At 52.8% G+C, this 14,821-nt stretch carries 12 protein-coding genes; 2 read left to right on the top strand and 10 right to left on the bottom strand.

The window, feature by feature from the left end:
• Positions 1-176 precede the first annotated feature (176 nt).
• The 7 genes from CXIVA_RS08990 to CXIVA_RS08960 form a co-directional block, all read right to left on the bottom strand.
• Positions 177-1,232 (bottom strand): zinc-binding alcohol dehydrogenase, encoded by a 1,056-nt coding sequence (locus tag CXIVA_RS08990; protein ID WP_013977707.1) that lies wholly within the window; start codon positions 1,230-1,232, stop codon positions 177-179.
• Between the two features lie 251 nt (positions 1,233-1,483).
• A complete protein-coding gene (locus CXIVA_RS08985) occupies positions 1,484-2,416 on the bottom strand; it encodes a magnesium transporter CorA family protein (RefSeq protein ID WP_013977706.1) in 933 nt (310 codons plus the stop codon).
• A 185-nt stretch (positions 2,417-2,601) separates the two neighbouring features.
• Complete coding sequence (gene ptsP, locus CXIVA_RS08980; RefSeq protein ID WP_013977705.1) at positions 2,602-4,302, bottom strand: phosphoenolpyruvate--protein phosphotransferase; 1,701 nt, start codon at positions 4,300-4,302, stop codon at positions 2,602-2,604.
• A gap of 14 nt (positions 4,303-4,316) precedes the next feature.
• Positions 4,317-4,583: an HPr family phosphocarrier protein gene (locus tag CXIVA_RS08975; protein ID WP_013977704.1), complete on the bottom strand. Its 267-nt coding sequence runs from the start codon at positions 4,581-4,583 to the stop codon at positions 4,317-4,319.
• Between the two features lie 132 nt (positions 4,584-4,715).
• On the bottom strand, positions 4,716-6,695 hold the full coding sequence (locus CXIVA_RS08970) for a fructose-specific PTS transporter subunit EIIC (RefSeq protein WP_013977703.1): 1,980 nt from the start codon (positions 6,693-6,695) through the stop codon (positions 4,716-4,718).
• Positions 6,696-6,750: 55 nt separating this feature from the next.
• Positions 6,751-7,662 (bottom strand): 1-phosphofructokinase, encoded by a 912-nt coding sequence (gene pfkB / locus CXIVA_RS08965; protein ID WP_013977702.1) that lies wholly within the window; start codon positions 7,660-7,662, stop codon positions 6,751-6,753.
• A gap of 3 nt (positions 7,663-7,665) precedes the next feature.
• Entirely contained in the window at positions 7,666-8,412 is a 747-nt protein-coding gene (locus tag CXIVA_RS08960; RefSeq protein ID WP_013977701.1) for a DeoR/GlpR family DNA-binding transcription regulator, read from the bottom strand.
• Between the two features lie 384 nt (positions 8,413-8,796).
• On the opposite strand from CXIVA_RS08960, the gene CXIVA_RS08955 reads away from it, so the two are divergent.
• A complete protein-coding gene (locus tag CXIVA_RS08955) occupies positions 8,797-9,393 on the top strand; it encodes a cytidylate kinase-like family protein (RefSeq protein ID WP_013977700.1) in 597 nt (198 codons plus the stop codon).
• Between the two features lie 179 nt (positions 9,394-9,572).
• Here the strand turns inward: CXIVA_RS08955 and CXIVA_RS08950 are convergent, their stop codons facing one another.
• Entirely contained in the window at positions 9,573-10,004 is a 432-nt protein-coding gene (locus CXIVA_RS08950; RefSeq protein ID WP_013977699.1) for an Rrf2 family transcriptional regulator, read from the bottom strand.
• Between the two features lie 4 nt (positions 10,005-10,008).
• Entirely contained in the window at positions 10,009-10,392 is a 384-nt protein-coding gene (locus tag CXIVA_RS08945) for a hypothetical protein (RefSeq protein ID WP_013977698.1), read from the bottom strand.
• Positions 10,393-10,596: 204 nt separating this feature from the next.
• Between CXIVA_RS08945 and CXIVA_RS13485 the strand changes: the two genes are divergently transcribed.
• The gene (locus CXIVA_RS13485) at positions 10,597-11,673 is read left to right on the top strand and encodes an alpha/beta hydrolase-fold protein (protein WP_013977697.1); all 1,077 of its coding nucleotides are present in this window, start codon (positions 10,597-10,599) and stop codon (positions 11,671-11,673) included.
• Positions 11,674-11,689: 16 nt separating this feature from the next.
• On the opposite strand, the gene CXIVA_RS08935 is transcribed toward CXIVA_RS13485, so the two are convergent.
• A complete protein-coding gene (locus CXIVA_RS08935; RefSeq protein ID WP_013977696.1) occupies positions 11,690-14,269 on the bottom strand; it encodes a hypothetical protein in 2,580 nt (859 codons plus the stop codon).
• Positions 14,270-14,821 lie beyond the last annotated feature (552 nt).

Below are 14,821 nucleotides of genomic sequence, written 5' to 3'. Positions count from 1 at the left end.
TGTCGAAAGCCAGTGTTTTCAATGGCTTCAGCGGTCCCCCCACCCGTGGGCCGACACAAGAAAGCGAAAAAAGCGGGACTGCGCCCGCTGTCTGCACAGGGACGCAGTTCCGCCTTTCAAGAGGTATGGCAGCAAGAGGTTAAGGGTATGTTCTGCTGCTTACTGAATTGTATCTTCTAATCTTCCCAGTCGATCAGTCCGCCGGTTACCGACGGGTCAACCTCAGGGAATACATGATTAGCATATGCTTCCGGTATTTCTGTATACTTGAAGGTATGGCTGATCAGCGGCGTAATATCCAGTTTGCCGTATTTGATCATATTGAGAAATACCTTAATATCTTCATCGGAAGTCCAGCAGTCCGCGTTGACATAGCGGTTCAGCTTTTTGCCCATGACCGGCGGCCATGCGCCCTCAATCAGCAGATCTGCCCGTTTTAATTTGTATGGTTTGGAATTGACATAAGTTCCGATGAGGCTGGCGCCCTTCTGCATAATGGGATCATCAATGGGCGGCATCGCCTGTCCGTGTACCTGGGAGATCATGACAATCCGGCCCCGTTCGGAAACCAGCTCTGCTGCCTGCATCAGCGGTCCTCTCGCGCCGGTGGCTTCAAAAATCACCGGTGCACCGCCGCGGTTCAAAGCTTCCACTGCCTTTTCCAGTCCATCCGGATCTTCTTTGGAATTGATGGCAACATCCACGCCCATGGTCTTTGCCGCAGCCAGGCGGGTATCATCCAGATCGGTGACAATTACCGGGCATGCGCCTGCCAGGCGGGCACACTGGGCTGTGATGGCTCCCACGAAGCCCTGTCCGAGCACAACTGCCGGTTCGCCCATCTCCAGACCGGAACGGCGCAGCGCGTACATGCCTGTGTGTCCCAGGTTCCAGAAAGCGGCCTGTTTCAGGTCCACGCCTTCCGGACAGAGCGTGCAGTTTAATTCCGATGTGATCACATACTGCGCGTGTTCTACCGTGGATACCACGTGATCGCCGACTTTCAGCTCTTCCACGCCTTCTCCCACCGCAATGACTTCTGCCGCCATGGCATAGCCGATGCTGGTGGGAAGAGGCACAATCGCGTTATGCAGCAGCCCGCATTCCGTTCCCGGGCTCATTGCGCTGTATTTTGCCTTTAATAAAACCTCTCCTCTGTCGGGATCCGGAAGTTCTTTTTCTTTTAATGCGACGGTTCCGTCTGCCTGTGCTTCCGCGAAAATTGTTTTCATGAAAAACCCTCCTTTTCACTGATGGAATACCTGCAACCTGTCACGGGCGGAATCCGGGAAAGCAAAAAAGAAACCGTCTGTGATCGTATCTTTCTGTAAGATATTATTCCACAAACAGTTTCTCTGTAAAATGTCATTTTTTGTGAATTAAGTGCGGTTTTTCATGAATCCCCTTATTGTCACCGGGAATTGAGAGTAATCGTCCCTGCCGCCGGCCGTCTGCTCCGCAGGGCAGCGGATCCGAAGCGTCCCTACAGCATCCGCTTTCTGCGCAGAACACCCATGACCACAATACAGATCACGAAGGTTCCCACACAGATCGCCAGGAATCCGAATACGGACTTTTCCATGGGAATCGGCACATTCATTCCGAAGAGTCCGGAGATAATCGTCGGGATGGCCAGCACAATCGTCAGGGAAGTCAGATATTTCATGACATTATTCAGCCGGTTGTCCATCAGGGAGGACATCAGTTCCCGGGTTCCGTTCAGAATATCCCGGTAGATACTGGTCATCTCCACCGCCTGCCTGTTTTCCACAATGACATCTTCCAGCAGTTCCATGTCTTCCGGAAACTGCTCCAGACGCTTGTAGCGGGAAAGGCGGTCCAGCACCACACCGTTGGCCCGCAGGGATGTGGCAAAGTATACCAGGGTGGACTCCAGTTCGTGCAGTTCGATCAGATCCTTGTCATCTGTCTTCTGTCCCACGTCTTCCTCGATCTCCGTGCGTTTCTTATCAATGATCCGCAGCGCGCTCTGGTAGGAGGCTGCTGTCCGGAACAGGATCTGATAGACAAAGCGCATCTTTTTCTTGGTGGAAAATTCCCGGACTCTCCGCTCGATAAAATGCTGCAGAATCGGGGTCTCCTCGGTGCATACCGTGATGATATTGTTGCCGGTCAGAAGGATGCCCAGAGGAATGGTGGTATAACTGCGGGATTCGTGGCGGATCTCCGCAGTGGGAATATCCACCAGGATCAGGGTATATCCGTCCTCCAGATCGATACGGGAACTCTCCTCGTCATCCAGGGCGGCACGCACATCGGCAATATCGATCCCGTAATTCATGGCGACAGTCTGCAGTTCCTCCACGGTGGGATTCGTCAGCATAATCCACGCGCCCGGCTGGGACTCTTCCAGTTCATGCAGTATCCGGTCATCTGTCATGTAAATATTCATCATATGCCATGCACCTGCCTTTCCGGGGCGGTTTTGCCCAAAATCAGATTTAATTATAGCAACAAACCGCGGGTTTTAACAGAGTGAATTTAAAAATCGGGTAAAAAGGAGAAGCTGCCACCACAGTGACAGCTTCTTCGTTGCGTCTGTATCCGCAGATCCTCTGTTTCGGCGGATTTTCTGTTCTGTCAGATGCCCAGGATGTCCCGGACTTCCGCAAGGGTAGCCGCCTGCATCACGCGGTCCGTCAGCTCCTTCGCTTCCGCGGAATGGATGCCCGCGATCCGGGCCCGGACAGAAAGCACCGATCCCACGCCAACGGAAAATTCATCCAGTCCCCAGGTCATAAGCAGCGGAATCATATGGGGATCTGCTGCTGCTTCTCCGCACATGCCGACCGGAATCCCGGCTTCCTTCGCGCTCTGAATAATCCTGCGAATCGCCCGGAGCACTGCCGGCTGGAACGGAGAGTACAGGGACGCGATCTGCGTATTTCCCCGGTCGCAGGCCATGATGTACTGAATCAGGTCATTGGTGCCGATACTGAAAAAGTCCGCCTCTTTGGCCAGCAGATCCGCAATCTGCGCGGAAGCTGCCGTTTCTGTCATAATGCCTACCGCAATGTCTTTGTCGTAGGCAAGGCCTTCGGCTTCCAGCTCTGCCTTGCAGGCTTCCGTCAGTTCCTTCACTCTGCGGATTTCCTCCACACAGGTCACCAGCGGCACCATAATCTTGATGTTTTTATTTTCTGCTCCTGCCCGCAGCAGCGCGCGCAGCTGGGTGCGGTACATTTCCTCCCGGTCTAAGCAAAAACGAATCGCCCGATATCCCAGGAAGGGATTTTCTTCCTTCGGAAGATTCAGGTAGGAGATTTCCTTGTCCCCGCCCACATCCAGGGTACGGATAATCACTTCCCTGCCGCGCATGGCATCGGAAGCTTTCTTGTATGCTTCGTACTGCTCTTCTTCGGTGGGCAGTTCCGTCCGGTCCATAAACAGGAATTCGCTTCGAAACAGTCCGATGCCTTCCGCGGAGTAGGTTGCTGCCATCCGGGCCTCTTCCGGGCTTCCGATATTGGCATACAGGGCATAGGTTCTGCCGTCCGCGTCAACCGTGTCTTTCTCTTTGTACTGGGCCAGAAGCTCCAGTTCTTCTTTCCAGGCAGAAAGCTTTTCTTCCCATTCCGCCAGCGCTTCTCCTGCCGGATCCGTTTCCACTTTTCCGCTGCGGCCGTCCACCGCCGCAGTCTGCGCATCCGCCATAGCCTCTGTCACTCCCGGAATTCCCAGAATTGCCGGAAGTCCCATCTGCCGGGCAAGAATCGCGGTATGGCTGGTAAATCCGCCGGTTTCCGTCAGAATCCCGGCAACCATGTCTTTGTTTATGCCGACGGTCATGGAAGGGGTGAAATCCTTCGCCACCAATACCGTAGGCTCTGTCAGATCCGACAGGGAAATCTGCTCGATGCCCATCAGGATCTTTAAGATCCGGTTCTCCATATCGCCGATGTCGCTGGCCCGCTGCATCATCATCTCGTCCCCGGTATCCCGCATCATCGACGCAAAGAATTCCAGTACCTGCGCTGCTGCCGCTTCCGCGCTGCTGCCGCCGGCAATCGCATCCTGCATCTGCTCTTCCATCATCGGATCCGCGATCATCTCCAGCTGGCCTTCCAGAATGCCTGCTTCCTTCTCGCCCACATGGATTCTGGTTTTTTCCGCCATCTCTTCCGTCATGCTGCGAAACTGCGCGATGGCATCTGTAAGCCGCTGTTTCTCTTCTTCCGGCGAACCGGCCTGCACGCCGGAATAATCCGGCAGATCATTCGATACGATATACACCTTGCCGATACCGATACCGGCAGATGCTGCTGTTCCCTTCAGAATCATAGTCTTTCTCCGTCTTACTCTTCGCCGAATCCGCTTTCCACCAGTTCAACAGCCTTGGCCAGCGCTTCGGCTTCATCCGCGCCGTCACACTTGATTTCGATCTCGCTGCCGACTTTGATGCAGGCAGCCATCAGATTCATAATGCTTTTGGCATTGATGTTTTTCCCGTTAAAATCAATGGTCACATCGCTGGCAAATTTGCTCATTGCGGCGGAAAATTCCTTTGCCGGACGCATATGAAGACCCTGACTGTTTGTTAATGTAACTTTCTGTGATACCATAATGATTCCTCCATTTCATTCTCTGTATGCAGTCCGGCGGATGGATACGGATCCCTCCGCCGGCTGTCCTGCTTTTATTTTATCATCACACGGAAAACCACGTCTACTGCAATTTATAAAAAGTGCCGCGGACTACTCCAGTTTCAGTCCTGCTGCCGTACCGGCGGCTTCCATTTCTTCCGCTGTCTTGTTTTTCTTCAGAACCGCCAGTACAAACATGCCCACGATGGAGCCGACTGCCAGCGCGATCAGATAACCGCCTACATTACCCACTACCGGGAATACGAAGATTCCGCCGTGGGGAGCCTGCAGCGTACATCCGAACTTCATAGCCAGTCCGCCGGATACCGCCGCGCCTGCCACACTGGCCGGAATCACTCTGGCCGGATCTGCTGCCGCGAACGGGATCGCGCCTTCTGTAATAAAGCAAAGTCCCATGACATAATTGATAATTCCGCTCTGCCGCTCCCCTTTTGTGAATTTCTTCGGGAAGAAGGTTGCGCACAGGGCAATTGCAATCGGAGGCACCATACCGCCGATCATTACCGCTGCCATTACTTTATAATTGCCGCTGGCCAGCATACCCGTACCGAACAGATACGCCGCCTTGTTGATCGGGCCGCCCATATCCACGGCCATCATAGCCGCGCACACCGCGCCCAGAAGGACAATGGATACGCCGCTCATGGAATTTAACAGGTTGGAAATTCCTGTATTGATCGCTCCCATCACCGGATTGATCAGGAGCATCACCACACCCATGATGAATATACCGGCCAGGGGATAGATTAGAATCGGCCGCAGGCCCTGCATCGACTGGGGCATTTTCGCGGTGGAGCGCTTCAGTAAAAGCACAATATAACCGGCCAAGAAACCTGCTACCATCGCGCCGAGAAATCCTGCGCTGATTCCTGCCTTTCCGTCAAAATCCCAGAAACTGTTGCCCACTTTTGCCAGCATACCGCCCACAAAACCCACGGCAAGACCCGGACGGTCCGCGATGGACATGGCGATGAATCCGGCCAGAACCGGAAGCATCAGGCCGAAGGCCGCGTTTCCGATAACATTGAACATATGGGCAATCGGCAGGTTGGATCCGAAATGAGACGGATCAATGGCACGGTTGTCCAGAAGGAAGGACAGCGCGATCAGGATACCGCCGCCGACAACGAAAGGAAGCATATGGGAGACACCGTTCATCAGATGCTTGTAGAACTGACGTCCCGCGCTTTCTTTTTCCTCCGTCTGCTCTGCGGCTGAAGCGCCGCCGGCTTCGTGGTGCACCGGCGCATCTCCGGCCAAAATCCGGTCAATCATTTCGTCCGGTTTGTGGATACCGTCTGCCACCTTTGTGATGATGCATTTCTTCCCGTCAAACCGGGCGGTATTTACCTTCTTGTCTGCCGCCACGATAATTCCGTCACAGGCTTCGATTTCCTCCGGGGTCAGCTGGTGTTTGACGCCGTCGCTGCCGTTGGTTTCCACTTTTATCTTAATTCCTTTGGCTTCCGCGGATTTTTCCAGGGCTTCCGCTGCCATATAGGTATGGGCAATTCCGGTGGGACATGCGGTTACCGCCAGCACCCGGATCCGTTCCTCTTCTCCTGCAGCATCCGCCGTGTCAGCCCCTGTCTCTTCTTCCGGCTCATCCGGGTATTTTTCCGCTTCAAAGGCATTGATGACGGAAAGGAACTCTTCCGGGGTCTGAGCAGCCCTTAATTTACCACAGAAGTCAGGATCCATCAGCATGACCATCATATGGGACAGGATCTGCAGATGCTCTTCCCCGCCTTCCGGCGCGGCAATCATAAAGAACAGATCCGAGGGCTGACCGTCCATGGACTCGTAATCAATCCCCTCATCCAGTGTCATGGCCGCCAGTCCGGGGCTTGTAACCGCGGATGTCTTGGCGTGGGGAACCGCAATTCCCATTTCAATCGCCGTACTGGTCTGCGCTTCCCTGGCAAGAATCGCTTCCCGGTATTTGTCTTTATCGGTCAGATGTCCGCCTTTTTCCTGCAGATCCACCAGCGTATCAATCGCATCTGCCTTATCCCGGACAGATGTATGAAGCAGGATACTCTCCGGCTTCAGGATGTCTCTGATTTTCATCGACAACTCCTCCTTTTCTATCAGTAATCCATCTCCGGCAAAACCGGTGTGTGAATCAGTTCTGAATCTGTTTCAGCAGTTTCATAATATCCGCCTGTTCCGCGATTCCCACGGAAAAAGCGGTGGCGCCGCCGGCTGCTGTGCCCAGCTGCAGCGCATAGCGGTAGTCCCCGGTTCTGAGATATCCGCTCAGGAAACCGGCCACCATGGAATCTCCGGCGCCCACAGAATTGCGCACGGTACCGCTGCACGGCGCCTGCCGGCAGTGACCGCCGTTCTCATCCACCAGGATCGCGCCGTCTCCCGCCATGGATACCAGGACATTCCGGGCGCCCAGCTGCTGCAGTCTGCCTGCATACGCAATGATTTCCTCTTCACTCTTCAGGGTCACGCCGAACAGTTCCCCCAGCTCGATATGATTCGGTTTGATCAGAAACGGATGATATTTCAGGATCTTCATCAGCATCTCGCCGGTAGTGTCCACCACTGTCATCACCTGATTCTCCCGGATATGCGCCAGAATCTGTTCATAAATATCCGAAGGCATGGATTTCGGAATGCTGCCGGACAGCACCAGCACGTCCGCTGAGGTCAGTTTCTCTAACTTTTCAAACAGCTGTGCCCGGGCCTCTTCCGGAATCTCAGGCCCCTTGCCGTTGATCTCTGTTTCCCGGTCTGCCTTAACCTTTACATTGATCCTGGTCATGCCCTGCTCCAGGTGTATAAAATCACTGGAAATGCCCTTGGCAGCCAGTCCGCTTTCCAGCGCGTCCCCGGTAAACCCTGCCACAAATCCGAGGGCTTTCGTATCTTCCCCCAGATTATGGAGAATCGTGGAAACATTGATGCCCTTTCCGCCCAAGACAATCGCTTCCGTGTCTGTCCGGTTAATGCTGCCCGGTGTCAGCGCTCCCTCCAGGCTGATCACATAATCCAGCGCCGGATTCAGTGTTACAGTATAAATCATAGATTACGGTACCTCCTTGATTATAGTGTGTTCCGCGAGTGACGGCTCCGTCAGGCGGTCCGTCAGGATGCAGACTCTGTTCAGCGGTACAATCTGTACCGCGTATACAGTATTGAACTTGGTGCTGTCTGCCAGCGCGTAGCTGACAAAGGACTGTTCCGATACGGTGCGCTTTAACATGGCCTCTTCCGGGTCCGCAGTGGTCACCCCCTGCTTCCGTGTAATTCCGTTCACACCCAGAAAGCATTTGGTGAAGTTATACTGCTGCAGGCTCCGGACTGCCTGCATCCCCACTATGGCTCCTGTCGTGGCCTTCAGCTCCCCGCCCAGCAGATACACCCGGCATCCGAATCTGCTCAGCGCTTCCGCCTGCAGCAGGCCGTTGGTGACAAATGTGGCTTTGGAATCTCTCAGTTCCTCTGCCATACACAGGGTCGTCGTTCCCGCATCGAGAAACACAAAGTCATCGTTATACACCAGGCTTGCCGCGTAAGCACCGATCCGGCGCTTCTCCGGCATATTCTGTTCCGACTTGGTGGCGATATCCTTTTCAAAACCAATGAATTCATCCCGCAGGGAAGTGGCGCCGCCCCTGACTTTCCGCAGGCGGCTGCTGCCGTCCAGCGCAATCAGGTCTCTGCGGATGGTGGATTCGGAAATGTCAAGTTCTTCCGCCAGCTCGGTCACAGTCGCTGCTCCCTGCCGGTTCACAATCTCACAGATCGCGTTCATTCGTTCTTCTGCCAGCAAAATTCATCGCTCCCTTCTGCCCAGTCCTGTCATCCGTCATCGGGTGATCCGAGCGCTTTTTCATTTATTCCCGTATTCTTTCAATTTCAGTCATAATATATCAGCATTACCCAGGGTTTTCAATCATTTTTAATCAAATTTGCGCAATCAGCCGGCTTTTTGTATGATTACACAAAAACCTGCTTGGTTTTTGTGCATTATTACCATTTGGTAACCCGTGACCCCTTATGGAATACCATCGGTTCGCCAAAAAGATGCACTTATTCCTGATTTGCATATAATTTCCAATACTTTTCCAGATATTTTCGCTTAATTTTCAGATATAATAAAGACAAACAGAACACACTGTTTTACATCATGTCATAACAGAAGGAGGAGCGTTCTATGAAAAAAAATATTATTACCATCAGCAGACAGTTCGGCAGCGGCGGCCACACCATCGGTATGAAAGTGGCGGAAGATCTGGGCATTCCGTATTATGACCAGGAACTGGTAGAAAAAATTTCCGAGGAATCCGGCTACGCCTATGAAATCGTAAATGACGAAGACGAAGAGGCGCCTCTCCGCTCCCGTTTTGTATATAACTTTGTGGGACGGGATCCCCAGGGACTTTCCATTCCGGACCGCCTCTGGGCCGCGGAATGCCGAGTCATACGGGAAATCGCCGATCAGGGGCCCTGTGTGATCATCGGCCGCTGCGCAGACTTCCTGCTGAAAGACAGGGAGGATGTCCTGAAAGTTTTTATCCATGCGGATCTGGACTACCGCTGCAAACGGATCGTTGCGCGCTTTGGCGAAACCAGGGAAAAACCGGCCCGGCGCATTAAAGAAAAGGACGGCAAACGGGCCGCCCACTATCGCTATTACACCGGACAGAAATGGGGACGCGCGGAAAATTATCATATTTCCATCAACAGCGGGGAATTCGGCATCGACGAAACCGCGCGGCTGATTGAGCAGATTGTACGCGACTCCGAATAAGGAACGCACCCCGCACCGGCCGGGGATTTCTTCCAGGCGGATGAAAAGCCAGGAGGGACGACTTGCCCCACCGGACGGGGATTTCCTCCTAAGAATATTTCAGAGTACAAAAAAAGGACCCGCGGGCAGCGGTTTCGGCAGAACCATCTGCCGAAACCGCCGCCGCGGGTCTTTCTGCATTATTTTCCGGATTCTCTGGCATGGATATCTTCCTGCATCATGTCGCTCAGGCGGTACCCCCGAAGCAGATGCTCCATCTCATTCTGCACTTCCTTCTGGCGGTTGTGCAGTCCGCAGTGTCCGTCATGCTTCTGCCGCCAGTCGCAGCTGTAATGGGGGTCCATGCACGCATTGACGTAGCGGTCCGGGTTAATCGTTGTGATCAGATCATAGAGTGTATACTCTGCCAGGTCATTTTTCAGCTGACAGCCGCCGTTGACTCCTCTGGTGCAGGAAATCATATCCGCGTCTGCCAGTTTCCGAATGATCTTGTAGGCAAACTGCTGAGGAATTTCCTCCGTTTCGCACAGCGCTTTCATCGTATGTCTCTCTCCGTCTGTTAGCACGCGCAGTACACGAAGCGCGTAATCTGTCTCTCTGGTGATCAGCAATGTTCTATACTCCTTTTCCTTTGCTGTCCTTAAGCCACTGATCAAATTCTTTCAGGATATCTCCGCAGATCACTTCAATGGTCTTAAGCTGTCCCTTCGTTGCCTGATCCATGTGAATTCCACAGGTGCAGCAAGTCGTCCGTCCGTATTTCTTCGCGGCATATTCGGCAAACATCCGAGCCACAGACTCCTCTTTATGTCCCGGGAGGTTCAGCACAGATGATGTTACGCCGGTGCCTGTTCCGGTCAGGCTCGGCCGCGGGATGCTCAGAACCACACAGCCAATATGGGGACGCTCTCCCCCGTAAATCGTCAGATTCAGATCATCTCCCGCAAATACTGCCTGGCAGGTAATGGAAATTCCCTGCACTGTTTTTGTAATTTCCATACAGATCCCTCCTCGTTTACTGATTCGTCAATGAAATTATACATCATGCATCCACTTTTTTTCAACCGTCCCCACCGCTCTCATTGGAAAAACCGGAAAATCAGGCGGAAAAAATTCCGTATGGTCACCAAAAAAAGACTTACATGTGCAAAAAACACATGTTAAAATACGAAAAAGCATTACAAAAAGGAGTTTTTTATTTTTATGAAACGAATCTTTTCCTGTCTGGCTGCCGCGCTTCTGGGACTGATGCTCTGCGCCTGCGGCACAACCCGGGAACCTGCCCGTACCTCTTCCAAAGCCGTCTCTTCTGCCCCCTCCGCGGCAGCAAAGCCAAGCGGCCCGGAGGAAAACAGCGGGGATTCCATGCATACCTCACCCTCCGCCCTGACGGGTATCCGCACGGTTCCGGAAGGCTATGAACAAGCGGTAAAAGACGGCGGCCGTCTGGAAGTCCTGACTTACCGCAGCCGGATGATTTCCGAAGGAAAGCGCACCGTCACCAAACATGCCATGGTATATCTGCCGGCAGGCTACTCCAGCCAAAAACGCTACGATATTCTTTACCTGGCCCATGGCCGCGGCGCCAGTTACCGGACATTTCTGGGGTCTCCCATGTCTCCCCGGCCGTTTAAATACATGTTAGACCATATGATCAAAGAAAAGGAAATCCGTCCGCTGATCGTCGTGGCCATGAATATTACAGAGGAATACAAAGACTATTTCCATGCGATCGAAGGCCTGCAGCATGAGATCGGCACCGAGCTGATCCCTGCCGCGGAAAGTAAGTATTCCACCTATGCCGCGTCTGTGAAAAAGAAGGATCTGACTGCTTCCCGCGAACACCGGGGAATGGCCGGCTTTTCCATGGGCGGCCTCGAAACCTGGCAGGCGTTTGAAGCCCATCTGAACTACTTTAAATACTTTCTGCCCATGAGCATGCCTGCCTACCCAAGCGCCGCCGCGGATCTTTCCCAGTACCAAACTGCAGCCCGGCATATGGCACAGGCTGCAGAACGGCTGGAATATTCCAGGAAAGATTATTATATTTTTGCCGCCACCGGTTCGGAAGACTTTATGTACCGGGCGACCCAAAGCCAGGTCCGGTATCTGAAACAGGAAACAAAGCAGTTTCGATACACAGACCGGGGCTTCGGGAAGGGCAATCTGATGTTTCATGTATGGAAAGGACATTACCACCGGTTTTCCCAGAGTTATCCCTATCTGTACAATGGACTGATCCGGTTCTTTCCGGCTGAAAAAACTTCCGGCAGCCCCTGAGCTCCCGTCCGTATGCTTATGAGCGCTTTCTTCTCCGCAGCAGCAGGGCGGCTCCTGCTCCTGCCAGTCCTACGCTGATCAGTTCCAGCGCCCCATAGTATACGCTGTGGCTGCTGTCGCCGGTCTGCACACTTTTTCTGATCTTCACGGCTGTTGCTGTCCGGGCTGCGGAAGCACGGTTTCCTTTTTGGGACTCCCTGGAATGGTGAACCGGAGTCCCGGCAGTTGTTTTCCCACCGGTCCCGTTTCCGGAATCTGAAGTCTTTGGTGTTTCCGAGTCTGTGGGGTGATCCGGAACTGTCGGTTTGTCTGACGGGGTTCCCGGCGTGTTATTTTCAGGCTTCGACGGCTGATCCGACGGGGTTCCCGGCGTGTTATTCTCAGGCTTCGATGGCTGATCCGACGGGGTGTCCGGCGTGTTATTTCCAGGCTGCGACGGCTGATCTGACGGGGTGTCCGGTGTGTTATGCTCAGGTTCCGACGGCTGGTCTGACGGGGTGTCCGGTTTCGGGATAACTGCCAGTTCTGCCTCGGGCTTAAAGATAAACTCTGTCGTCTCCTCGCCGCCTGTATGCGTTATCACATCTGCGTCTTTCCAGGTCAGGTAATACAGATTGTTTTCGATGATATCTCTGGTTACGTCCCTGGTTCTGGTCACTTCACGGGTCTTTGTCACCTCCCGCTCCTCATACAGCGGCACTTCTGTTTCTGTTATCCTGGTTCCCGCGCTGTTGCCGGTATAATGCCATTCTCCATTTGTATTCCGGAAAGACTTTGAAACAATTTGGCCTGTAGAGGTATGCGCTACTGTTACATTGGCTTTCGGCGCGATAAAGGTGCCTGCAAGAGATCCTTCAAACAGAAGATCTCCCTGATAATCCCCGAAGTTGAATACGATCTGCTGGGCGTATCTGGAGGTGTTCGCATCCTGATCCTGGGAACGGAATTCATTGATCTTTCCATCCTCATCCGCGGAAATCCGGAACTGATTCAGCTTGATCTCGGAGGCATTGCCCGCCTGCACATTGATGACGATGATCTGATTTCCCTTCATGGAAACCTTCATGGTATCTGTTCCCGTAAATCCGGCCAGCTGATAGGATACTTTTCCGATCTGGTGTGTAGTGACGTATTCTGCCTGTTCCTCAGAAGACATCCCCCAGTATCCATCCTGTCCAAGCTTTGCCTGATCTACGTTTGACCAGTCCAGTTCGACGGTCGGTACTGCTGTAACCGTCGCGTAGACCACTTCATAACCGTTCTTCCCGCCTGCCTGTCCGGCCGCGTTTCTTACATCCAGGCTGCTGTTGTTCTGATCCGCTGTACCCTTTGTCACGCCTGCTGACTCCTGCTTCTCCATCAGCTGTGTTGCCAGGTCAGTCACCGCGTCTAAGGTCTGACCAACTTCCTTGCAGGAGGCGTCTTTTACCGTCACCGAGGACACATTGCTTACGGTCACTGTCTGATCCACCGTCCCGTTCTTATCTGCATCTACCTGAATGTTATACCTGTGGTCATTCGGATCGCTGTTAAACTTCTCACTGGTTACCATTTCCTTCGAAGTATCAGTATTGCCGAAGGCAGTGGTCAGAGAAGCGTCCTCGCCCTGGCGGAACTGCAGCCGCTCCATGTCCTGGCGGAATCCTTCTACCGTACTGTTTTTGCCGTCAGTGTCCGCCTGGTTCGGAATCTGCTGGTATCTGTATATATAGTGCGCGCTTGTACCCATATCCTTGTTTGCGAAGAGGACACCCGCATGCACATTGGACTCAAAGTCATTCTCGACTTTCACTTCGCCGGCGGTTACGCCATAATCCCCCAGGGTGCTTTTGATGGCCGCCAGGGTTTCGTCATTCCCGTAAATTCCGGAAATGGGCTCTTTAATTTTCTCCTTCTTGGTTCCGACCTGTACTTTTTCTTTTTCTGTATAGGTTTCTGTCTCTGTATACTGTTCCTGATGGGTCTCCGTTTTTTTGGTTGTCTCTTTAACCGTTGCCTTCTTTGACTTTCCGGAATTCCGCGTAATGGTAGTCGTCGGGTTTTTCACAAGACGTTCCCCTACCCGATACCACTTTACGCCTTTTTCATCCGTATGATCGTATATCGGCTCCGAATAATCTGTCTGAACGGATGAACCGTCCTCTGTCACAGTCTGTTCGGTCGGATCCGTACTGGTATCTGTGTCATGCACGGTTCGCGTATGTTCTGTCTGATCCGCATCCGTCCAGTGCAGTGCATGCGTTGTGGTTTTGCCGTCTTCGGATACTTTTGTCTCTTTGGTGCCCCCTGCTGGCGCTTTTGCTGCCGCTTCTACCGCATCCGCATAATCATCCGGATGCTCATGGTGTGTGGTGACGGTTCCGTCTGGATTGGTAATCTTCGTTGTTTTTCCACGGCTTGCCCCTGCTGACTCTGTCTGTCCGCTGTCGGAGGTATCTGCTCCGGCTTTGGCGGATGCCTCCTGGGCTTTCTCCTGGGCTCCGGCAGGCGTTTCCCCCGCATACGCGGTAATGGCCGGCTGCAGCATACTTCCCCCGGCAAGTGTCACCGTAACACTTCCGACTGATAATAATCTGCGAACTGCTTTCGACTTCATGCTTTCTTTCCCCTTCCCTTTCTCTCAGTTGCTTGATTCTATCGAAATCATATATCGAAATGCTCCATTTTCTCCTGTGTATCACAGAATACTCTTTCAGCGGAAAAACGGAACATCATTCGATGCCATGGGTACATCCGTTTGCGTCATCAGTTCTGGCTCATCGGCGCAAAACGAATATTTTCATTTGTAAGTTGCAGTTCATTATACTCCTTCCGTCTATAATTTCCAGATTGGAGCATTTTTGTCCACAATAAAATACAAACAAAAGCCTGCAACAGCCTCTTTTCCTTGTCCTGCTGTATTGCTGTTATTACCCATATATAAAATATATAGATGGGATACTCTTGCAGTTATGATGCTGTGATCCTTTTGCCTGCCTCCCCTTGTTTCCAGGCAAAAAAGGGGCTGTCGGGAAATAGACGGCTAAAAACGGGATCCGTCCAGACTCGAAATGAGTTTGGTCGGATCCTTTTCTGTTCATATGATCTGGCTCATAAACCTTGCGTGCCGAATGTATGACATCACCAGAGGATGGATCCCGCAAGGCTG

It is taken from the genome of Clostridium sp. SY8519, from assembly GCF_000270305.1.
Taxonomy (GTDB): Bacteria; Bacillota; Clostridia; order Lachnospirales; family Lachnospiraceae; genus SY8519.
Note: the sequence above shows the minus strand (reverse complement) of the source record. Positions and strands in the feature narration are given on the sequence as shown.